Annotated in this window: 21 protein-coding genes and 1 tRNA gene; 14 read left to right on the top strand and 8 right to left on the bottom strand. The window is 59.5% G+C overall.

Features of this window, described 5'->3' with window-relative positions:
• Window positions 1-20: 20 nt before the first annotated feature.
• From pcnB to panD, 6 genes are read left to right on the top strand one after another with little or no spacing between them, the layout of a single operon-like run.
• Window positions 21-1,367, top strand: coding sequence for a polynucleotide adenylyltransferase PcnB (gene pcnB, locus ACYCZ5_RS07195; protein WP_461544111.1), 1,347 nt, complete (start codon window positions 21-23; stop codon window positions 1,365-1,367).
• Entirely contained in the window at window positions 1,367-1,861 is a 495-nt protein-coding gene (gene folK, locus ACYCZ5_RS07190; RefSeq protein ID WP_461544110.1) for a 2-amino-4-hydroxy-6-hydroxymethyldihydropteridine diphosphokinase, read from the top strand. The genes pcnB and folK overlap by 1 nt, the downstream gene beginning before the upstream one ends.
• Window positions 1,848-2,489, top strand: a complete 642-nt coding sequence (locus ACYCZ5_RS07185) for a deoxynucleoside kinase (protein WP_461544109.1) — start codon at window positions 1,848-1,850, stop codon at window positions 2,487-2,489. Before folK ends, ACYCZ5_RS07185 begins: the two co-directional genes overlap by 14 nt.
• Entirely contained in the window at window positions 2,489-3,280 is a 792-nt protein-coding gene (gene panB, locus ACYCZ5_RS07180; RefSeq protein ID WP_461544170.1) for a 3-methyl-2-oxobutanoate hydroxymethyltransferase, read from the top strand. Before ACYCZ5_RS07185 ends, panB begins: the two co-directional genes overlap by 1 nt.
• The gene (gene panC / locus ACYCZ5_RS07175; RefSeq protein ID WP_461544108.1) at window positions 3,280-4,107 is read left to right on the top strand and encodes a pantoate--beta-alanine ligase; all 828 of its coding nucleotides are present in this window, start codon (window positions 3,280-3,282) and stop codon (window positions 4,105-4,107) included. Before panB ends, panC begins: the two co-directional genes overlap by 1 nt.
• A gap of 58 nt (window positions 4,108-4,165) precedes the next feature.
• Complete coding sequence (gene panD, locus ACYCZ5_RS07170; RefSeq protein ID WP_461544107.1) at window positions 4,166-4,549, top strand: aspartate 1-decarboxylase; 384 nt, start codon at window positions 4,166-4,168, stop codon at window positions 4,547-4,549.
• Window positions 4,550-4,620: 71 nt separating this feature from the next.
• On the opposite strand, the gene purB is transcribed toward panD, so the two are convergent.
• From purB to ACYCZ5_RS07150, 4 genes are all read right to left on the bottom strand, one after another.
• Window positions 4,621-5,991: an adenylosuccinate lyase gene (gene purB / locus ACYCZ5_RS07165; protein WP_461544106.1), complete on the bottom strand. Its 1,371-nt coding sequence runs from the start codon at window positions 5,989-5,991 to the stop codon at window positions 4,621-4,623.
• A 31-nt stretch (window positions 5,992-6,022) separates the two neighbouring features.
• A complete protein-coding gene (gene mnmA / locus ACYCZ5_RS07160; RefSeq protein ID WP_461544105.1) occupies window positions 6,023-7,129 on the bottom strand; it encodes a tRNA 2-thiouridine(34) synthase MnmA in 1,107 nt (368 codons plus the stop codon).
• Entirely contained in the window at window positions 7,122-7,568 is a 447-nt protein-coding gene (locus ACYCZ5_RS07155) for an NUDIX hydrolase (protein ID WP_461544104.1), read from the bottom strand. Before ACYCZ5_RS07155 ends, mnmA begins: the two co-directional genes overlap by 8 nt.
• Before the next feature lie 51 nt (window positions 7,569-7,619).
• A tRNA-Leu gene (locus ACYCZ5_RS07150) sits at window positions 7,620-7,704 on the bottom strand.
• Window positions 7,705-7,816: 112 nt separating this feature from the next.
• Between ACYCZ5_RS07150 and queA the strand changes: the two genes are divergently transcribed.
• The 6 genes from queA to ACYCZ5_RS07120 all read left to right on the top strand — a co-directional run bounded on the left by queA (window position 7,817) and on the right by ACYCZ5_RS07120 (window position 13,796).
• Window positions 7,817-8,839: a tRNA preQ1(34) S-adenosylmethionine ribosyltransferase-isomerase QueA gene (gene queA / locus ACYCZ5_RS07145; RefSeq protein ID WP_461544103.1), complete on the top strand. Its 1,023-nt coding sequence runs from the start codon at window positions 7,817-7,819 to the stop codon at window positions 8,837-8,839.
• Entirely contained in the window at window positions 8,836-9,954 is a 1,119-nt protein-coding gene (tgt, locus tag ACYCZ5_RS07140) for a tRNA guanosine(34) transglycosylase Tgt (RefSeq protein WP_461544102.1), read from the top strand. The genes queA and tgt overlap by 4 nt, the downstream gene beginning before the upstream one ends.
• A 71-nt stretch (window positions 9,955-10,025) precedes the next feature.
• Window positions 10,026-10,367: a preprotein translocase subunit YajC gene (yajC, locus tag ACYCZ5_RS07135; protein ID WP_461544101.1), complete on the top strand. Its 342-nt coding sequence runs from the start codon at window positions 10,026-10,028 to the stop codon at window positions 10,365-10,367.
• Window positions 10,368-10,390: 23 nt separating this feature from the next.
• The gene (gene secD / locus ACYCZ5_RS07130; RefSeq protein ID WP_461544100.1) at window positions 10,391-12,202 is read left to right on the top strand and encodes a protein translocase subunit SecD; all 1,812 of its coding nucleotides are present in this window, start codon (window positions 10,391-10,393) and stop codon (window positions 12,200-12,202) included.
• A 10-nt stretch (window positions 12,203-12,212) separates the two neighbouring features.
• Window positions 12,213-13,142 carry a protein translocase subunit SecF gene (secF, locus tag ACYCZ5_RS07125; RefSeq protein ID WP_461544099.1) on the top strand — a complete coding sequence of 310 codons (930 nt, stop codon included), beginning with the start codon at window positions 12,213-12,215 and terminating at the stop codon, window positions 13,140-13,142.
• Between the two features lie 3 nt (window positions 13,143-13,145).
• A complete protein-coding gene (locus tag ACYCZ5_RS07120) occupies window positions 13,146-13,796 on the top strand; it encodes a DedA family protein (protein WP_461544098.1) in 651 nt (216 codons plus the stop codon).
• On the opposite strand, the gene gluQRS is transcribed toward ACYCZ5_RS07120, so the two are convergent.
• Genes gluQRS through clpS form a run of 3 tightly spaced genes read right to left on the bottom strand, consistent with a single transcriptional unit; the run spans window position 13,734 to window position 17,220 of the window.
• On the bottom strand, window positions 13,734-14,705 hold the full coding sequence (gluQRS, locus tag ACYCZ5_RS07115; RefSeq protein WP_461544097.1) for a tRNA glutamyl-Q(34) synthetase GluQRS: 972 nt from the start codon (window positions 14,703-14,705) through the stop codon (window positions 13,734-13,736). The two genes, ACYCZ5_RS07120 and gluQRS, sit on opposite strands and share 63 nt — an antisense overlap.
• On the bottom strand, window positions 14,656-16,917 hold the full coding sequence (clpA, locus tag ACYCZ5_RS07110; protein WP_461544096.1) for an ATP-dependent Clp protease ATP-binding subunit ClpA: 2,262 nt from the start codon (window positions 16,915-16,917) through the stop codon (window positions 14,656-14,658). The genes gluQRS and clpA overlap by 50 nt, the downstream gene beginning before the upstream one ends.
• Window positions 16,918-17,220 (bottom strand): ATP-dependent Clp protease adapter ClpS, encoded by a 303-nt coding sequence (gene clpS, locus ACYCZ5_RS07105; protein ID WP_461544095.1) that lies wholly within the window; start codon window positions 17,218-17,220, stop codon window positions 16,918-16,920.
• Window positions 17,221-17,449: 229 nt separating this feature from the next.
• Here clpS and ACYCZ5_RS07100 point away from each other — a divergent pair, with 229 nt between their 5' ends.
• A complete protein-coding gene (locus ACYCZ5_RS07100) occupies window positions 17,450-17,653 on the top strand; it encodes a cold-shock protein (RefSeq protein ID WP_237248268.1) in 204 nt (67 codons plus the stop codon).
• 75 nt (window positions 17,654-17,728) lie between these two features.
• On the opposite strand, the gene ACYCZ5_RS07095 is transcribed toward ACYCZ5_RS07100, so the two are convergent.
• Window positions 17,729-19,951: an NADP-dependent isocitrate dehydrogenase gene (locus ACYCZ5_RS07095; RefSeq protein ID WP_461544094.1), complete on the bottom strand. Its 2,223-nt coding sequence runs from the start codon at window positions 19,949-19,951 to the stop codon at window positions 17,729-17,731.
• A 30-nt stretch (window positions 19,952-19,981) separates the two neighbouring features.
• Between ACYCZ5_RS07095 and ACYCZ5_RS07090 the strand changes: the two genes are divergently transcribed.
• Entirely contained in the window at window positions 19,982-20,533 is a 552-nt protein-coding gene (locus ACYCZ5_RS07090; RefSeq protein WP_461544093.1) for an rRNA large subunit pseudouridine synthase E, read from the top strand.
• The last annotated feature ends 13 nt before the right edge of the window (window positions 20,534-20,546 follow it).

Genomic DNA, 20,546 nt, shown 5'->3' with positions numbered 1-20,546 from the left:
CAGCGTATCCTGACGACTCCATGATAAAAAGACTATTCAAGAAGGTATTCGGTAGATCCCGCCCGATCGCGAAAGCGAGCAAGGCGCATGTGATCCCGTTCGAACAACACAAGGTCGAACGCGAAGGTATCAGCTACGCGGCGCGGCGCGTGACCGATGGTCTGCAGGCCGCAGGCTTTCAGGCCTATGTGGTGGGCGGTGCGGTGCGCGACCTGCTGTTGGACCGTCATCCCAAAGACTTCGATGTCGCCACCGATGCCACGCCAGAAGAGGTGAAGCGCGTGTTCCGCCGCGCGCGTATCATCGGCCGCCGCTTCCGTCTGGTGCATGTGATCTTCGGTGACGAGACGGTCGAGGTCTCCACTTTCCGACGCGCCATCGAGGCGGAGGATGCGCAGACCGATGCACACGGCCGGATCCTGCGCGACAACGAGTTCGGCGATCAGGAGCAGGATGCGGAACGGCGCGATTTCACTGCCAACGGATTGTTCTACGACCCGAGTTCGCAAGAGATATTCGACTACCACAACGGCTATGCAGATATTCGCGCCAACACGCTGCGCATGATCGGCGATCCTGAGGTCCGTTACCGCGAAGATCCGGTGCGCATGCTGCGTGCGGTGCGCCTGTCGGCCAAGCTGGGCATGAAACTGGATCCGGCCACCGCCGCGCCCATCGCCAAGATGAAGGATCTGTTGAGCAACGTGCCGGAGGCGCGTTTGTTCGATGAGATGCTCAAGCTGCTGCTGTCCGGTCACGCGCTGGCATGCATCAAGAAGCTGCGCGCCATGCACCTGCATCACGGCATGTTGCCGATGCTGGATGTGATCCTGGAACAACCCATGGGCGAGAAGTTCGTGATGGCCGCGTTGCAGAACACCGACCAGCGCATCGCCGATGAGAAGCCCACCTCCCCCGCTTTCCTGTTCGCAGCTTTGCTGTGGCATGAAGTGCTGACCGTTTGGAACGCCAAACAGGCGGCAGGCGAAAAGCCCATCGGTGCCCTGCATGACGCGATGGATGAAGTGCTGGAGCGGCAGCGCGCCAAACTCGCGATCCCGCGCCGCTACGATACGGTGATGAAGGAGATATGGTTGCTGCAGCCGCGCTTCGAGCAGCGCGGAGGTCAGCGTCCGTTCCGCTTGCTGGCGTTGCCGCGCTTCCGCGCGGCGTATGATTTCCTGTTGCTGCGCTGCGAGAGCGGAGAAGCCGACAATGAGCTCGGTACGTGGTGGGAAGAGTTCCAGCATACGAATGAAGACCGTCGCGCCGAGATGCTGCTGTCGGACAGTGCCGATCCGAAGAAAAAACGTCGCCGCAATCGCAAGCCCAAGGCTGCCGGTCAGGCGGAATTGCCAATCGATTGATGAGTCATACTGCATTCATAGGATTGGGCAGTAATCTTGCAGAACCTGCCGCACAAGTAAGAAGGGCATTGGCGGCACTCGATGATTTGCCGCAGACACGTCTGCTGAAAACGTCGTCGCTGTATCGCAGCGCGCCCGTGGGCTATCTGGACCAGCCGGACTTCATCAATGCCGTGGCGCAAGTGGAGACCGGACTCGCGCCGCGCGCCTTGCTGGATGCCTTGCTGGCGCTGGAACTGGAATGCGGGCGTACGCGCGAGTTCCAGAATGCGCCGCGCACACTGGACTTGGATGTGTTGATGTATGACGATCTGGTGCACCACGAACACGGCCTGACCGTGCCGCATCCGCAGATGCATCTGCGCGCGTTCGTGCTGCAGCCATTGCTGGAGATCGCGCCGGATTGCATCATCCCCGGTGTGGGCGCTGCGGAAGAGGCGATGACGGGATGTGCAGGACAGCAACTGGAACGTTTGCAACATGACTTTAAGTAAATATCGCTACATCGTGGTCGAAGGTCCCATCGGTGTGGGCAAGACCAGTCTGGCCAAGCGCTTGGCGGAGCACAGCGACGCGCGGACCCTGCTGGAAAAACCGCAGGAGAATCCTTTCCTGGCACGCTTCTACGAAGATGCCGAACGCTACGCGCTGCAGACGCAACTGTTCTTCCTGTTCCAGCGCATCAACGAAGTGCGTGATCTGAACCAGATGGATATGTTCCAGAGCCGCACGGTGTCCGATTACCTGTTCGAGAAAGACGAACTGTTCGCGCGTCTGAACCTGAGCGAGGACGAGTACCAGCTGTACCAAACCATCTACCAGCGTCTTGCTCCGCAAGCGCCGACACCGGATCTGGTGATCTATCTGCAGGCTTCGACCGAGGCGCTGATCTCGCGCGTGCGCCGGCGCGGCCATCGTCATGAACGCACTATCCAGGACGACTACCTGACCAAACTCGCAGACAGCTATGGCGAATTCTTCCACCACTACGAGGAAGCGCCTGTGCTGGTGGTGAATAGCGAAAAACTCAATTTCGCGGATAATGATGCCGACTTCAAGTTGCTGCTGGAGCGAATCGGCCGGATGCGCGGGCAGCGCGAATATTTCAACGTGGCGGAATGATGCGAACGACCTTGAGCAAATTGCAGGCGATGCATGCGCGCGGCGAGAAGATCGCCGTGCTGACTTGTTACGACGCCAGCTTTGCCACGCTGCTGGAGAACAACGGCGTTGATGTGTTGCTGGTCGGTGATTCGCTGGGCATGGTGATACAGGGGCGCGAAAGCACGCTGCCGGTCACCATCGAGCAGATGGCCTATCACACAGCCTGCGTGGTCAGCGGCGCGCAGCGCGCTTTCGTCATCGCCGACATGCCGTTCGGTACTTCGCAGTTCTCCGCGCGCGAGACCTTCGGGCATGCGGTGCAACTGATGCAGGCCGGTGCCGAGATGGTCAAGCTCGAAGGCGGTGCCGAGATGGCCGAGACGGTCGTTTTCCTCACCTCGCGCGGCATCCCGGTGTGCGGACATATAGGCCTCACGCCGCAGTCGGTGCATCAGCTCGGCGGCTACAAGGTGCAGGGCAGGGAAGACGCGGCGGCAAAGAAGCTGAAGAAAGACGCGCTGGCGCTACAGAAGGCTGGAGCCGCCATGCTGGTGCTGGAAGCGATCCCCGCAGTGCTGGGGGCTGATGTCACCAAACAACTTTCCATTCCTACCATAGGTATCGGTGCGGGCGCGGACTGCTCCGGCCAGGTGCTGGTGTTGCACGATATGCTGGGCGTGTATCCCGGCAAGAAAGCACGCTTCGTAAAGGACTTCATGCCAGGTGCAGCTTCCATCGCCGATGCCGTGGCGCGCTATGTCGCCGAAGTGAAGGCGGGTACCTTCCCCGCTAAGGAACATTGCTTCTGATGCAAGTCATCCATTCCGTTGTCGAACTGCGCGCAAGACTGGCGCAAGAAAACGCCATCGCCTTCGTGCCCACCATGGGCAATCTGCATGCAGGCCATGTCGCGCTGGTGGAACAGGCGCGTCAGCAAGGCAGCTGCGTCGTGGTGAGTATCTTCGTCAATCCTTTGCAATTCGGGCCGAACGAGGATTTCGACAAGTATCCGCGTACGCTTGAGGCGGATTGCGCGAAGCTGCAGGGTTTGGCAGATGTGGTCTTCGCACCCGCAGTGGACGAGATGTATCCGGAACAGCAGAGCTTCTACATCGAGTTGCCTCGCATCGCGAGCGAGTTGTGTGGCGTGCAGCGGCCGGGACATTTCCGTGGCATGGCGACCGTGGTGCTCAAACTGCTCAATCTGGTGCAACCGCAGGTCGCCCTGTTCGGCAAGAAGGATTATCAGCAACTGGCGATCATTCGCCAGATGGTGACGCAGTTCAATCTGCCGGTCGCCATCGTCGGCGGTGAAACGGTGCGTGCCGTGGATGGCTTGGCATTAAGTTCGCGCAACCAGTATTTGACGGAAGCTGAGCGAACCGAAGCCGCGCAACTGCACCTAACGTTGAATAAAGTGTCGGAGTCGCTCGCGAATGGCGAGCGGGATTTCGATGTCTTGGAGAAGGTGGCCGAGGCGGCGCTTGCCAAGCGCGGCTGGGGGGTGGAGTATGTGTCCATCCGCAGCCAGCATGGGCTGGGGAAACCGCAAGTGAGCGAGCGCCAACTGGTCGTGCTTGCCGCCGCCCGTCTGGGAGTCACCCGCCTGATCGATAACCTTGAGGTTTGTCTTTGAGGCTCAGGCGTTTATAATGCGCGACCCTGCGACAGACAGGGGCTGATAGGAGGTAACCATGCAACGAACCATGCTTCAAGCCAAATTGCATCGTGCGCGCGTGACGCAGGCCGAGCTGCATTACGAGGGTTCGTGCGCCATCGACGAGAATTTTCTGGATGCCAGCGGTATCCGCGAATATCAGCAGATCGATATCTGGAACGTCACCAACGGCGAGCGTTTTACCACCTATGCCATTCGCGCCGAGCGCGGCTCGCGCACCATCTCTGTGAACGGCGCGGCAGCGCATAAGGCCAATGTCGGCGATATCGTCATCATCGCGACCTTCGCCAGCTATTCGGAACTGGAACTGCAGAAATACCATCCGGCGCTGGTCTATTTTGACGAGCACAACAACATCATTGGACAGCGCGTAAACATCCCTATCCAGGCGGCGGCCTGAACTTCGGTAGCCTGAAACGACAAGCCCCGCATCTGCGGGGCTTGTCGTTTGTGCAGCAGCTGGAAACCAGCTTAGATGCGTTTCGCCAGTTCGGCCGCCTTGCCGATGTAAGTCTCGGGGCTCAATTCCTGCAGACGCTGTTTCTCGCTTTCCGGGATGCCTAGGGTCTGGATGAACGCGGCCAGACTCTCGCGGTTGATGCCGCCCTTGCCGCGCGTGAGTTCTTTCAACTTGTCGTAGGCGTTCTCGATGTTGTAACGGCGCATCACGGTCTGGATCGGCTCGGCCAACACTTCCCAGCTGTTATTCAGGTCGTCCGCCAGACGTTGCGGATTGGCTTCCAGTTTGTTCAATCCCTTCAGGCAGGATTCGTAGGCGAGCAGGGTGTAGCCCATGGCCACGCCCATGTTGCGCAGCACCGTGGAATCAGTCAGGTCGCGCTGCCAGCGCGAGATCGGCAGTTTCTCGGACAAGTGTTTCAGCAGCGCGTTGGCAAGGCCGAGATTGCCTTCCGAATTTTCGAAGTCGATGGGGTTGACCTTGTGCGGCATAGTGGAAGAGCCCACTTCGCCCGCGACCACTTTCTGTTTGAAGAAGCCGAGCGAAATATAGCCCCAGATGTCGCGATTGAGGTCGATCAGGATGGTGTTGGCGCGGGCGAACGCGTCATATAGTTCGGCCATGCAATCGTGCGGCTCGATCTGGATGGTGTAGGGGTTGAACGTGATGCCGCGCGCCTCGACGAAACGCTTGGCGAAGTGTTCCCAGTCGATGTCGGGATAGGCCGACAGGTGCGCGTTGTAGTTGCCCACTGCGCCGTTGATCTTGCCCAAGATCTCGACCGATGCGATGCGCTGGTAAGCGCGGCGCAGGCGGTACACCACGTTCGCCATCTCCTTGCCCAGTGTGCTGGGGGTGGCGGTCTGGCCGTGGGTGCGGCACAGCATGGGTACATCTGCATGCTGGTGGGCGAGTGCGGTCAGTTTGTTGATCACGGACTGCAGCGCGGGCAGCATCACTTCCTTGCGCGCATGGCTCAGCATCAGCGCATGCGACAGGTTGTTGATGTCTTCCGAGGTGCAGGCGAAGTGGATGAACTCCAGGGCATCTTTGGTTTCGGCATCGCCGCCCAGTTTTTCGCGCAGCCAGTATTCGATCGCCTTCACGTCATGGTTGGTGGTGCGCTCGATGGCTTTGATCTCTTCCGCATCCGCCTCGCTGAACCCTACTGCAAGCTGATCCAGGCGGGCGATGGTGGCGACCGAGAATGGCGGCAGCTCGTGGATGTGCTCCTCCGCGCTCAAAGCCTTCAGCCATTCGATCTCGATCAGCACGCGGAAACGGATCAGGCCGTACTCGCTGAAGTGGTTGCGCAGTGCGTCGACCTTGCCGGCATAGCGGCCATCGAGCGGGGAAAGGGCGGTGAGTGCGGAGAGTGACATGAGTTTTGCTTTCAATAATGACCGCGCTATTTTAACGCGTATGGCCGGGGTTTTCCGTGGAGGTGTCTATGATGCCCCCACCCAGACAGACATCGCCGTCGTAGACGACGACCGATTGCCCCGGAGTGACAGCCCACTGTGCTTCGTCAAAGGTGAAGTGTACGCCGTTGTCACCGGACGGCGCGATGCGGCAGGCGGCATCCTCTTGGCGATAACGTGTCTTGGCGGCATAGGCGCGCGTCGTATCGGGGGGCGCGCCGCTGATCCAGTGCATGTCGAGTGCGTCCAGTTCGGGATTCAGCAATAGCGGGTGGTCGTGGCCCTGCACCACGATCAGGCGGTTGTTCGCCATGTCCTTGCCGGCGACGAACCATGGCTCGCCGCTACTTTCCTTGCCGCCGCCTATGCCCAAGCCCTGACGCTGACCGTAGGTGTAGAACGACAAGCCCATGTGCTGTCCCATCACCTTGCCTTCCGGGGTGGTCATGTCGCCGGGTTTGGTCGGCAGGTAGCGGCTGAGGAATTCTCGGAACGGGCGCTCGCCGATGAAGCAGATGCCGGTGCTGTCCTTCTTGGCGGCGTTGGATAGTCCGTGCTGGTGCGCGATCTCGCGCACTTTGCTCTTGGCGATATGGTTCAACGGGAACATCGCTTTGGACAATTGTTGCTGGTTCAGGCGGTGCAGGAAGTAGCTCTGGTCCTTGCTGGCATCGGCGGCCTTGAGTAACTGGAACAAACCATCCTGTTCGCGTACGCCGGCGTAATGCCCGGTGGCGATCTTGTCTGCACCCAGGCGCAGCGCATGATCGAGGAAGGCTTTGAACTTGATCTCGGAATTGCACAGGATGTCCGGATTCGGTGTGCGTCCCGCTTCATATTCGCGCAGGAAATAGCTGAACACGCGGTCTTTATATTCCTTGGCGAAGTTCACCGCTTCGATGGGGATGCCGATGGTGTCCGCCACCGCCACCGCGTCGATCAGGTCCTGGCGCGAGGAACAATATTCACTGTCGTCATCGTCCTCCCAGTTCTTCATGAACAGGCCGATGACCTCATAACCCTGTTCTTTGAGCAGGAGTGCGGTGACAGAGGAATCCACGCCGCCGGACATGCCGACGACGACGCAACCTTTACTCATAGTGTGTGATGAGATCGAGCGGATAGCGCTTGCCTGCGAGATAGTCTTCCACGCAGCGCAATATCAGCGGACTGCGATGACGATCCTGCGTGGCGCGGATCTCGTCCAGCGTCATCCACACCGCGCGCAGGATGCCTTTGTCGAGATCGCGTTCTGGATGGTGCTTGAGCAGCTTGCCGCCGAAGGCGAAACGCAGATAGGTGACATTGGATTTGTCCGAATGCCAGCGGTACACGCCGATCAGATATTCAGGTTCGAAGTCGTAGGCAGATTCTTCCAGCACTTCGCGTACCGCGCCGGCGGCCAGCGTCTCGTTCGGTTCCCAGTGACCGGCGGGCTGGTTGAAACGGATACCTTGCTCGGTTTCTTCCTCGACTAGCAGGAAGCGTCCATCCTGTTCAAGAACGGCGGCGACAGTGGCGTGGGGTTTCCAGATCATGAGCGTGACCTCAGAAAAAGATTAAGGCAGACGAGGTCTGCCTTACAGTGTTGGTGCCGGGGGCGGGACTCGAACCCGCACGCCTTGCGGCACCGGATTTTGAGTCCGGCACGTCTACCAGTTCCATCACCCCGGCAAGGGCATTACTCTCGCGCAGCCAAACCCACGCGGAAGGGCGCGAATTATCCATGAAACGCCCCGCGTCATCAACTACAATGCGCAGCCCGGTTTTCTCCCCTGCTTTTGGCATGCGCACCGACGACTTCGATTTCGACCTTCCCGAGCACTTGATCGCCCAACATCCGCCCGCACAACGCGGCGGCAGCCGCCTGTTGCGTGTCGGCGCGGCAGGTCTGGAGGATCGCTTGTTCGCTGATCTGCCGCAGTTCCTGCGGTCGGGTGACTTGCTGGTGCTGAACGATACGCGTGTGCTGAAGGCGCGCCTGTTTGGGCAAAAAGCGACCGGCGGCCAAGTCGAGGTGATGGTGGAACGTGTGCTGGGCGCGCACGAAGTGCTGGCCAAGGTGCGCGCCAGCAAGACACCCAAGACAGGCAGCACCTTCCTCGTTGCCGATGCGGTGACAGTCGAGGTGCTGGGGCGCGAGGGTGAGTTCTTCCATCTGCGTTTTGCGGGTGAAGCACCGGTAGAGGAGATTCTGGAGCGCTACGGAAAGTTGCCGTTGCCGCCCTACATCACTCATGCCGCAGGCGAAGAAGACGATGAGCGCTACCAGACCGTGTTTGCGCGCGAGCAGGGCGCCGTGGCGGCACCGACGGCAGGTTTGCATTTCGATGAAGCGATGCTGGATAGTTTGCGTGCCAAGGGCGTCAACATCGCCTATGTCACTTTGCATGTGGGCGCGGGTACCTTTCAGCCTGTGCGCGCCGATAATGTCGCCGACCATGTCATGCACAGCGAGCGCTACACCGTGCCGCAAGCGACAGTGGATGCCATTAACCAAGCAAAAGCGAGCGGCGGGCGCGTAGTGTCGGTCGGCACCACCAGTCTGCGCGCGCTGGAGAGCGCCGCGATGAGCGGCGAATTGCAAGCTGGTTCGGGCGAGACGCGTATCTTCATCACGCCCGGTTACCGCTTCAAGGTGATCGATGTGCTGCTCACCAATTTCCATCTTCCTCGTTCCACCTTGCTGATGCTGGTGTGTGCATTCGGTGGTATGGAAAGATTGCTACAGGCCTACCAGCATGCGGTACAACAGGAATATCGTTTCTTCAGTTACGGGGATGCGATGCTGATCGAGAGAGAGTCATGAAATTCACATTACACAACACTTCCGGTGCAGCGCGTCGGGGTACCCTGGAACTGGCACACGGCAAGGTGGAAACGCCCGCTTTCATGCCGGTCGGCACCTACGGCACCGTCAAGGCGATGTCGCCGCAGGAGCTGAAGGACATCGATGCGCATATCGTGCTCGGCAACACCTTCCACCTGTGGTTGCGTCCCGGGCTGGAGGTCATCGCGGCGCATGGCGGTCTGCACAAGTTCATGGGCTGGGATGGTCCTATCCTCACCGACTCGGGCGGCTTCCAGGTGTTCAGTCTCGGCGAGTTGCGCAAGATCACCGGCGGCGGGGTGGAGTTCCGTTCGCCGGTGAATGGCGATAAATGCTTTTTGTCGCCGGAAGAATCGATGCGCATCCAGAAGGTGTTGAACTCCGATATCGTGATGATCTTCGACGAATGCACCCCCTATCCTGCCGACGAGCAGGTGGCGGGCGTGTCGATGCGTCTGTCGCTGGACTGGGCCAAGCGCTCCAAGAAAGCACACGAAGGCAATCCGAACGCCTTGTTCGGCATCGTGCAGGGCGGCATGCACGAGCATTTGCGCGACGAATCGCTGGCGGGTTTGAAAGAGATCGGCTTCGACGGCTTTGCCATCGGCGGCCTGTCGGTGGGCGAGCCCAAGGAAGATATGCTGCGTATCCTGCGCCACACCGCGCCGCAACTGCCGCAGGACAAGCCGCGTTATCTGATGGGCGTCGGCACACCGGAGGATCTGGTAGAGGCGGTGGCGAACGGCGTGGACATGTTCGACTGCGTGATGCCGACGCGCAACGCGCGCAACGGCCATCTGTTCACGCGCAATGGCGATGTGCGCATCAAGAACGCCACGCACCGACTGGATACTCGCTCGCTCGATCCGCAGTGCACGTGCTACACCTGCCAGAACTTCAGCCGTGCCTATCTGCATCACCTGCACCGCTTGGGCGAGATATTGGGGGCGCGCCTGAACACCATCCATAACCTGCATTATTATCAGGAGTTGATGCAGGGCATCCGCGCCGCCATCGAGGCCGGTCGATATGATGCGTTCATGGCCGAGTTCCATGCTGCGCGGGCCGGTGGCGGGGCCTTGCCCGGTAACTGAACCGTCATGCCTTCCGTGCTAGAATGCGCGCCTTCTTTTTAGTCACCCAACCAACAACTGGAGAGTAATAAATGACTTCGATCAGCGAACTGTTCATCGGCAATGCTTACGCGGAAGGCGCGGCAGCCCCGCAAGGCGGCGGTTTTATGGAATTCCTGCCGCTGGTCGCCCTGCTGGCGGTGTTCTACTTCCTTATCCTGCGTCCGCAACAGAAACGCGCCAAAGAACATGCCGCGCTTGTGGCCGCGCTGCAAAAGGGTGATGAGGTCGTGACCATCGGCGGTGTGCTGGGCAAGGTCACCAAGGTCGGCGATGAGATCGTGATTGTAGAGATCGCTGCCGGTGTTGAAGTGCAAGTGCAGAAGCCCGCCGTCCAGACTGTCCTGCCCAAAGGCTCGATCAAGTCCCTGTAATTCCCACTAAGCAAGGTATTGCAATGAACCGTTATCCGCTGTGGAAGAACCTGTTGATCCTGGTCGTGCTGGTGACCGGATTCATCTATACCTTGCCGAATTTTTACGGAGAATCGCCGGCGGTGCAGGTCATGCCCTTGCGCAGCCACCTGAAGGCGGATACGCAACTGCTGGCAACAGTGGAGCAGGTGTTGCGCGACGCTCAACTGGCCCCGGAAGTCATCTCGCTGGACGCTGGCAGCGTCAAGGCGCGTTTCTCGGATACCGACAGCCAACTCAAGGCCAAGGATGTGCTGCATGCGCGGCTGGGCGAAGACTACGTGGTGGCGCTGAATCTGCTATCCCGTTCTCCCGCTTGGCTCACCGACATGAACGCCTTGCCCATGTATCTGGGTCTGGACTTGCGCGGTGGTGTGCACTTCCTGATGCAGGTGGATATGAAGGCGGCGCTGGACAAGGCGCTGGAATCATCTTCCAGCGACATCCGCAGCACGCTGCGTGAAGCACGTATTCCTTACTCCGGTGTAAGCCTTGATGGGGATGTTGTCGTCGTCAAGTTCCGCGATGCGGATGCCCGCAGCAAGGGCGAGGCGGAACTCAAGCAACGCTTTGGCGGGCTGCAGTTCGATAACAAGGATGCCGGGCGTGACTATCTGTTGCAGGCGACGCTGAAACAGCAAGAGAAGCTGCGCTTGCAAGATTCTGCACTGCAACAGAACCTGGTCACCCTGCGCAATCGCGTGAACGAGTTGGGCGTGGCCGAGCCGGTCATCCAGCAACAAGGTGCGGATCGCGTGGTGGTGCAGTTGCCCGGCGTGCAGGACACGGCTCGCGCCAAGGACATCCTGGGCCGCACCGCCACACTGGAAGTGCGTCTGGTGGACGATGATCGCCAGATCGGCGCGAGTGGTGCGGCACCGTTCGGTACCGAGATATTCAAAGAGCGCGACGGCACGGCATTGGTGGTGAAGAAGAGTGTGATCCTCACCGGCGAGCGCATCAACGACGCCCAACCGGGCTTCGACAGCCGCAACAACGAACCGGCTGTGCACATCAATCTGGATGCGGTGGGCGCGCGCAAGTTCAAGGAAGCGACACGCGAGAACGTGGGCAAGCGCATGGCGATCATCCTGTTCGAGAAGGGGCGTGGCGAAGTGGTCACCGCGCCGGTGATCCGCGAAGAGATCGGCGGCGGGCGTGTGCAGATCAGCGGCCAGATGGACACCACTGAAGCGCAGAACATCGCCTTGCTGTTGCGTGCCGGCGCACTGGCCGCACCGATGGAGATCATCGAAGAGCGCACGGTCGGCCCCAGTCTGGGCGCGGACAACATCGAGCGCGGTTTCGATTCAACCAAGATCGGTTTCATCATGGTGGCGGTGTTCATGATCGCCTACTACCTGATGTTCGGCACCATCTCGGTGCTGGCGCTGGGTGCCAACCTGCTGCTGCTGATCGCGCTGCTGTCCATGATGCAAGCGACACTGACCTTGCCGGGTATGGCCGGTATCGCTTTGACACTGGGTATGGCGATCGATGCCAACGTGCTGATCAACGAGCGCATCCGCGAAGAGTTGCGTAATGGTGTGCCGCCACAGATGGCGATCAGCACCGGTTACGAGAATGCGTTCGCCACCATCATCGACTCCAACATCACCACCCTGATCGCGGGTGTGGCGCTGTTCATGTTCGGCTCCGGCCCGATCAAGGGTTTCGCGGTGGTGTTGTGCTTGGGTATCCTGACTTCGATGTTCAGCGGTGTCATGGTGTCGCGCGCGATCGTCAATCTGATCTACGGCCGCAAGGCGCGTTTGAACAAAGTCGCCATCGGCTAAGGGGAAAAACATGGAATTCTTCCGCATCAAAAAAGACATCCCCTTCATGAGCTATGGCAAGCTCACCACGACCATCTCGCTGGTGACTTTCCTGCTGGCAGTGTTCTTCCTTGCCACCAAGGGGCTGAACTTCGGCGTGGACTTCACCGGCGGCACGGTGATCGAAGTCCACTACGCCCAACCCAGCGACACCAACAAGGTGCGCGAGGAGCTGGCGGAGATCGGACTGGCAGATGCGCTGGTGCAGCACTTCGGCACCACGCACGATGTGCTGATCCAGGTGCCCCTCAAGTCCAACAAGATGGGGGCGAACTTGTCCGAGCAGGTATTGGCTGCCCTGCGTGCGAACGCGGAAGTAGAGTTGCGCCGTGTCGAGTTCGTCGGCCCGCAGGTCGGCAAGGATCTGGTCGAGGACGGTGCGATGGCACTGTTGCTGGTCTCACTGGGTATCGTCGGTTACCTGTGGCTGCGTTTCGAATGGAAGTTCGGTCTGGCCGCCATCATCGCCAACCTGCATGACGTGGTCATCATCCTGGGCTTCTTCGCTTTCTTTCAGTGGGAGTTCTCGCTCTCGGTGCTAGCGGCCGTGCTGGCCGTGCTGGGCTACTCGGTGAACGAGTCGGTGGTGGTGTTCGATCGTATCCGCGAGAACTTCCGCAAGATGCGCAAGACCGAAGTCGCCGAGATCATCGACAACGCCATCACGCGTACCATGTCACGCACCATCATCACCCATGGCTCAACACAGTTGATGGTGCTGGCCATGCTGTTGCTGGGCGGCGAGACGCTGCATTTCTTCGCGCTGGCGCTGACCATCGGCATCATGTTCAGCATCTATTCTTCGGTGCTGGTCGCCAGCCCCTTGCTGCTCATGTTCGGTGTTTGTCGCGAAGACTTCATCAAACCGGAAAAATCCGAATCCGAAGAAGTGCTGCCGTAAAAGATGGAAATCTTCGCTACGTTTCTCGATATCGTCCTGCACCTCGACACGCATCTGCTCGCCTTGGTGCAGGACTACGGCGTGTGGGTCTATGCCATCCTGTTCGCGATCATCTTCGCCGAGACCGGTCTGGTGATCGCGCCCTTCCTGCCGGGTGATTCGTTGCTGTTCGTGATCGGGGCCTTGTGCGGCATGGGTTCGCTGCAGCTGGAAGTGGCGATGCCGCTGCTGATCCTTGCCGCTTTCATGGGCGACAACACCAACTATTGGATCGGCCGTTTGCTGGGTTTGAGGTTGCTGGAGCGTGCCGGTCCCCGCTTCATCAAGCATGAGCATCTGGAAAAGACACATGCCTTCTATGAGAGACATGGCGGCAAGACGGTGATCTTCGCGCGCTTCCTGCCCATCCTGCGTACCTTTGCGCCGTTCGTGGCCGGTATCGGCACTATGGACTATCGTCAATACGTGATGTTCAGCATCATCGGCGGTGTGTCATGGATCGGCAGCCTGACGCTGGCGGGTTACTTCTTCGGCAACATTCCGGTCATCAAGAACAATCTCACACTGATGATCCTGGTCATCGTCTTCATCTCATTCGTTCCCGCGATGATCCAGTTCATCCGCCATCGCCGGCAGGGCGCGACAGCCGACTAGTCGCTCGGCGTGCCAGTTCCGGCGCGCCCACTCCCACACCGTATCCAGACGCTCATCTTGCATGGCCTGCGGCGGTTGCTGCTGCAGGAAGGCAAGCGCATGCCACAGCGCATGGACAGGCCGGGTGCTATCCACCGCTTGGGCCAGCGTCTGCTTGCTCAGCTTCTCGCCTGCCGCGTTCACTGCAACGGGTAGATGCATATAGTGCGGAGTGGGCAGGCCGAGCAGGTTTTGCAGATGGATCTGGCGGGCCGTGGAATTGAGCAAGTCGGCGCCGCGCACGACGTTGCTGATCTGCTGGAACGCGTCATCTACTACCACGGCGAGCTGATAGGCGAACAAGCCATCAGCGCGCTTCACCACGAAGTCGCCGATCTCGCTTTCCAGGTGTTGGGTGATGCTGCCTTGTAGCGCATCGTCGAACGTCAGTGCTGTGTCATCCGTTCGTGCCCGCCACGCCCGACCTTCGCGCCCAGCCGGAATGCCGGCGCGACAAGTTCCCGGATAGACCGGTCCCTCGATACCATGCAACGCCGAATCGGAGATCTCCTTGCGTGTGCAACAGCACGGGTAGGCCGTGCGGAGGTCCTGTAAGCGCTGCAGCGCCTCGTCATACGCCGCCGTACGTTGACTCTGATAGATGACCGGCTCGTCGGAATGCAGCCCGAAGGCATCCAGCGTGCGCAGGATGTCATCTGCGGCACCCGGCGCACAGCGCGGCGTGTCCAGGTCTTCCATGCGTATAAGCCAGATACCGTGATGATGTTTTGCGTCGAGAAAGCTGCCGACGGCGGCGACGAGTGAGCCGAAGTGCAGCGGTCCGGTGGGGGAGGGGGCGAAGCGCCCCCGGTATTGCGACTTATGCAGGGACAGCTTCTTCTTCCTCGAAGTCCAGCGCCACCTTGCCATCCTTCACGTCGACTGTGACCTTGCCGCCGTTCGCCAGCTTGCCGAACAGCAGTTCGTCGGCCAGTGCGGAACGGATGGTGTCCTGGATCAGGCGTGCCATCGGGCGTGCGCCCATCAGCGGATCGAAGCCGTTGTCGGCGAGATAGTCCTTGAGCGCGTCGGTGAAGATCGCGTCCACTTTCTTCTCGTGCAGTTGTTCGTCCAGTTGCATGAGGAACTTGTCCACCACGCGCAGGATGACGCTCTTGTCCAGCGCTGCGAAGGAGACGATGGCGTCCAGACGGTTACGGAACTCGGGGGTGAACAGTCGTTTGATGTCGCCCATCTCGTCGCCTGCGGACGCGCTCTTGGTGAAGCCGATCTGCACCTTGTTCAAGGCTTCCGCGCCCGCGTTGGTGGTCATGATGATGACCACGTTGCGGAAGTCGGATTTGCGGCCGTTGTTGTCGGTCAGTGTGCCGTGATCCATCACCTGCAGCAGGATGTTGAAGATGTCCGGGTGCGCCTTCTCGATCTCGTCCAGCAGCAGCACGCTATGCGGTTGCTTGCTGATGGCTTCGGTGAGCAGACCACCTTGTTCGAAACCCACATAGCCCGGCGGTGCGCCGATCAGACGTGACACAGCATGACGTTCCATGTATTCGGACATGTCGAAGCGGTGGATGGGCATGCCCATGCTGTAGGCGAGCTGACGCGCTACTTCGGTCTTGCCGACACCGGTGGGACCGGAGAACAGGAAACTGCCGATGGGTTTCTGCGGATTGCCGAGGCCGCTACGCGACATCTTGATGGCGCGCGCCAGGGCGTCGATGGCCTTGTCCTGGCCGAACACGGTGGCTTTCAGGTCGCGATCCAGATTCTTCAGCGCATTGCGGTCGTCGTGCGACACGGTGCGGGTCGGGATGCGCGCAATCTTGGCGATGATCTCCTCGATCTCGTGCTTGCCGACGGTCTTCTTCTGTTTGGACTTGGGCAGGATGCGCTGTGCGGCGCCGGCCTCGTCCAGCACGTCGATGGCCTTGTCCGGCAGGTGACGGTCGTTGATGAAGCGCGAAGACAGCTCTGCGGCGCTGGTGATGGCAGCGGCGCTGTACTTGATGCTGTGGTGGTCTTCAAAGCGCGACTTCAAGCCTTTCAGAATCTCGATGGTCTGTTCTACCGAAGGCTCCGGCACGTCGACCTTCTGGAAGCGGCGCGACAACGCGGAATCCTTGTCGAAGATGCCACGATATTCCTGATAGGTGGTCGCGCCTATGCACTTCAGCGCGCCGCTGGAGAGCGCGGGCTTGAGCAGGTTGGAGGCGTCCATGGTGCCACCCGAGGCTGCGCCCGCACCGATCAGGGTGTGGATCTCGTCGATGAACAGCACGGCGTTGGGTGCGTCTTTCAATTCTTTCAACACGGCTTTCAGGCGCTGCTCGAAATCGCCGCGATACTTGGTGCCGGCCAGCAGAGAGCCCATGTCCAATGCATAGACCTGCGCGTCCTTGAGGATGTCGGGCACTTCACCTTCCACGATGCGGCGCGCCAAGCCTTCGGCGATGGCGGTCTTGCCGACACCGGCTTCGCCCACCAACAGCGGATTGTTCTTGCGGCGGCGGCACAGGGTCTGGATCACGCGCTCCAGCTCCAGCGCACGTCCGATCAGCGGATCGATCTTGCCTTCCAGCGCGTAGGCGTTGAGGTCCTGCGTGTAGTTCGCCAGTGCGCTGTCGCCCTGTTGAGGCGCATCGTTTTCGGATTCACCTTCTGTTCGATGCGTGGAAGGCTGTGCTTCGGCGGTCTTGTTGATGCCGTGTGCGATGTAGTTCACCACGTCGAGACGGGTGATGGCACGCTGGTTGAGGAAATAGACGGCATGCGATTCCTTCTCGCCGAACAAGGCGACGAGGATGTTGGCGCCGGTCACTTCTTTCTTGTTGGTGGACTGCACGTGCAGGATCGCACGCTGGATCACGCGCTGGAAGCCGACGGTCGGCTGTGTGTCGACCTCGCCGGTGCCGGGCACGATGGGAGTGTGGGATTCGATATGTTGGGATAGCACGCTGCGCAACTCTTCCAAGTCTGCGCCGCAGGCGCGCAACACATGCGCTGCGGATGGGTTATCCAGCATCGCCAGCAGCAGATGCTCCACGGTGATGAATTCGTGGCGCTTCTGACGGGCCTCGACAAAGGCGAGGTGCAGGCTGACTTCCAATTCTTGGGCGATCATTTAATTTTCCTCCATACGGCATTTCAGGGGATGCCCACGCTGTATCGCATATCCGACTACTTGCTGCACCTTGGTTTCCGCGATGTCCCTGGGATACAGGCCGCATACCGCAGAACCCTCATTGTGCACTTTGAGCATGGTTTGCGTTGCCTGTTCCATGCTCATCGAAAAAAAAGCTTGCAGTACCTCGATGACGAACTCCATGGTGGTGTAGTCATCGTTCAGCAAGATCACCTTGTACATCTTCGGTGGTTTGGTCTTGCTGCGTTCCAGTAATTGGACGTTCTCTTGCCTGGTTGCCATCGAGATCATTGTCGCATTGCGTTCGTCTGTATATTTGACGATTAGCGGGGGTTTTTCAAGCCTGTTGCGTAAATAAATAAAATAAGCACTTGACGCTACGCCAAAAGCTGGGTTAAAAAGCGCGCAGGTGTTTGAATCAAAGTATCTGCAGTACTGGTTTTGCCACGTGCGGTCTTGGATTTAAACAGTTGGCGGGAATCCACCCGCATTTTTTGTAAGGAAGCAAAGCATGGCAAACGGTACTGTTAAATGGTTCAACGACGCAAAGGGTTTCGGTTTCATTACTCCCGATGACGGCAGCGAAGACCTGTTCGCGCACTTCTCCGCGATCAACATGAGCGGCTTCAAGTCTCTCAAAGAAGGTCAGAAAGTGTCTTTCGAAGTCGTGCAAGGCCCGAAGGGTAAGCAAGCCTCCAACATCCAAGCCGCCTAATTAGCGGTTTTTTTGTTGCCGTAAAAAAGCCCGACGTGAGAACGTCGGGCTTTTTGTTTGCGCGGAACGCGCAGATCAGATGGCTTTTAACGCCGCATTGAACGTTGTGCTTGGGCGCATCGCACTCGAAGTCTTGTCGAAATCGGCCAGATAGTAGCCGCCCATATCGACCGGCTTGCCCTGTACCGCCAGCAGTTCTTTGGCGATTCTGGTTTCGTTGTCGGTCAATGCCTGGGCGAGCGATGCGAAGCGCGCCTGAATCTCCTTGTCCTTGCTCTGGGCTGCCAGCGCCTGCGCCCAGTACAAAGCAAGGTAGAAGTGACTGCCGCGATTGTCGACCTCACCCACTTTGCGAGCAGGGGATCTATTGTTGTCTAGCACCTTGCCGGTGGCCTGGTCCAACGTATCCGCCAGCACTTGTGCCTTTGGGTTGTTGAAGGTCTGCGCCAGATGTTCCAGTGACACGCCCAGCGCAAGAAACTCGCCCAGCGAGTCCCAGCGCAGGCAATTCTCCTGCTGGAACTGCTGCACGTGTTTGGGGGCGGAGCCGCCGGCGCCGGTCTCGAACATGCCGCCACCGTTCATCAGCGGCACGATGGAGAGCATCTTGGCGCTGGTGTTCAGTTCCAGGATGGGGAACAGGTCGGTGAGATAGTCGCGCAACACGTTGCCGGTGACCGAGATGGTGTCCAGCCCCTTGCGGGCGCGCGCCAGTGTGGCACGGCAGGCATCGGCCGGTTCCATGATGCTGATGTCCAGTCCGCTGGTGTCGTGATCCTTGAGGTACTTTTGCACCTTGGCGATGATCTGCGCATCGTGTCCACGATCCTTGTCCAGCCAGAAGATGGCGGGGGTCTTGCTCAGGCGCGCACGCGTGACGGCGAGTTTCACCCAATCCTGTATCGGCGCATCCTTGGTCTGGCAGGCGCGGAAGATGTCGCCCTGTTCGACCTTCTGTTCCAGCAATACCTTGCCGGATGCGTCGACGACGCGCACCACGCCGTCACCGGTCATCTCGAAGGTCTTGTCGTGCGAGCCGTACTCTTCCGCCTTCTGCGCCATCAGGCCGACGTTGGGTACCGAGCCCATGGTGGACGGATCGAGCGCGCCGTTCTTTTTGCAATCTTCGACCGTGGCGACATAGATGCTCGCGTAGCAGCGGTCGGGGATCATTGCCAGCGTGTCGTAGGCTTTGCCGTCTGCGCCCCACATCTTGCCGCCATCGCGGATCATCGGCGGCATCGAGGCGTCGATGATGATGTCGCTGGGGACATGCAGGTTGGTGATGCCTTTGTCGGAATTCACCATCGCCAGCGCGGGGCCGTTGCGGAAGCAATCGGAGATGTCCGCAACCAGTTTGGCGCGCTTGGCTGCCGGCAATGCCAGCACCTTGGCCTCCATGTCGCCGAAACCGTTGTTGACGTTGACGCCCATCTCCTTGAGTTGCGCACCGTGCTTGTCGAACACCTTCTGGAAAAACACGGACACGGCGTGGCCGAACATGATGGGGTCGGACACCTTCATCATGGTGGCTTTCAAATGCAGCGACAGCAGCACATCTTCTTTCTTCGCAGCTTCGATGTTCTCGGCGTAGAACTTGCGCAGTGCATTGCGACTCATCACGGCGGCGTCGATGATCTCGCCCGCTTTGAGCGCGAGCTTGTCCTTGAGTACGCTGACCTTGCCGTCTTTGCCCACGAACTCGATGCGCGTGGTAGTCGCCTCCGGCACTGTCACCGACTTCTCGCTGCCGTAGAAATCGCCGCTGGTCATGTGCGCCACGCGGGTACTGGAGGTCTTCTCCCACTTGCCCATGCGGTGCGGATGTTTGCGGGCGTATTGCTTGACCGAGGCAGCGGCGCGACGGTCGGAGTTGCCTTCGCGCAATACCGGATTCACCGCACTGCCCAACACCTTGCCGTAGCGTGCCTTGATCTCTTTCTCGGCATCGTTCTTCGGTTCGTCCGGAAAGTCGGGGACCTTGTAGCCTTTGGATTGCAGTTCCTTGATCGCCGCCTTCAACTGCGGGATGGATGCGCTGATGTTCGGCAGCTTGATGATGTTGGCTTCAGGCTTCAATGTCAGCTCGCCCAACTCGGTCAGTTGGTCCGAGATCTTTTGTGCTTCGGTCAGCTTGTCCGGAAAGTTCGCGAGGATGCGCGCGGCCAGCGAGATGTCGCGTGTTTCCACGGTGACGCCAGCCGCCTTGGTGAAGGCCTGTATGATGGGAAGCAATGAGTAGGTCGCCAGTCGCGGCGCTTCATCGGTCAGGGTGTAGATGATCTTTGCGGTTGTCATGTTGGTGTCCGGAATATTGGAAAGATTGAGATGAGTCGTATCCTGTTGTTCAACAAACCCTACGGTGTGATCTGCCAGTTCAGCAAGGACGGACTGCATCCGACGCTGGCGGATTATATCGCCGTTCCCGACGTATATCCCGCCGGCAGACTGGATACCGATAGCGAAGGCTTGCTGTTGCTGACCGACGACGGGCCGTTGCAGCATCGCATCACCGACCCCAAGCACAAGCTGGCCAAGACCTATTGGGTGCAAGTGGAAGGCATGCCTGATGAAACATCCCTGCAGAAGCTGCGGCGGGGTGTGCAGCTCAAGGATGGCCTGACTTTGCCCGCCGAGGCGCAAGCGATGGTGGAGCCGGCCGGACTATGGCTGCGCGACCCGCCAGTACGCTTCCGTAAAGCCATACCGACCAGCTGGATATCGCTCACCATACGTGAAGGCCGCAATCGCCAGGTGCGGCGCATGACAGCGGCGGTCGGCCTCCCTACATTGCGCCTGATCCGCTACCGCATCGGTGACTGGACGCTGGATGGACTGCCCTGCGGCGAATGGCGCGAGCAGCAGGCGGCTAATGTATAATGCGCGCCTTTCG

This window comes from Sideroxydans sp. (genome assembly GCF_054604835.1).
This window is presented reverse-complemented; position numbering and strand designations above follow the sequence as displayed.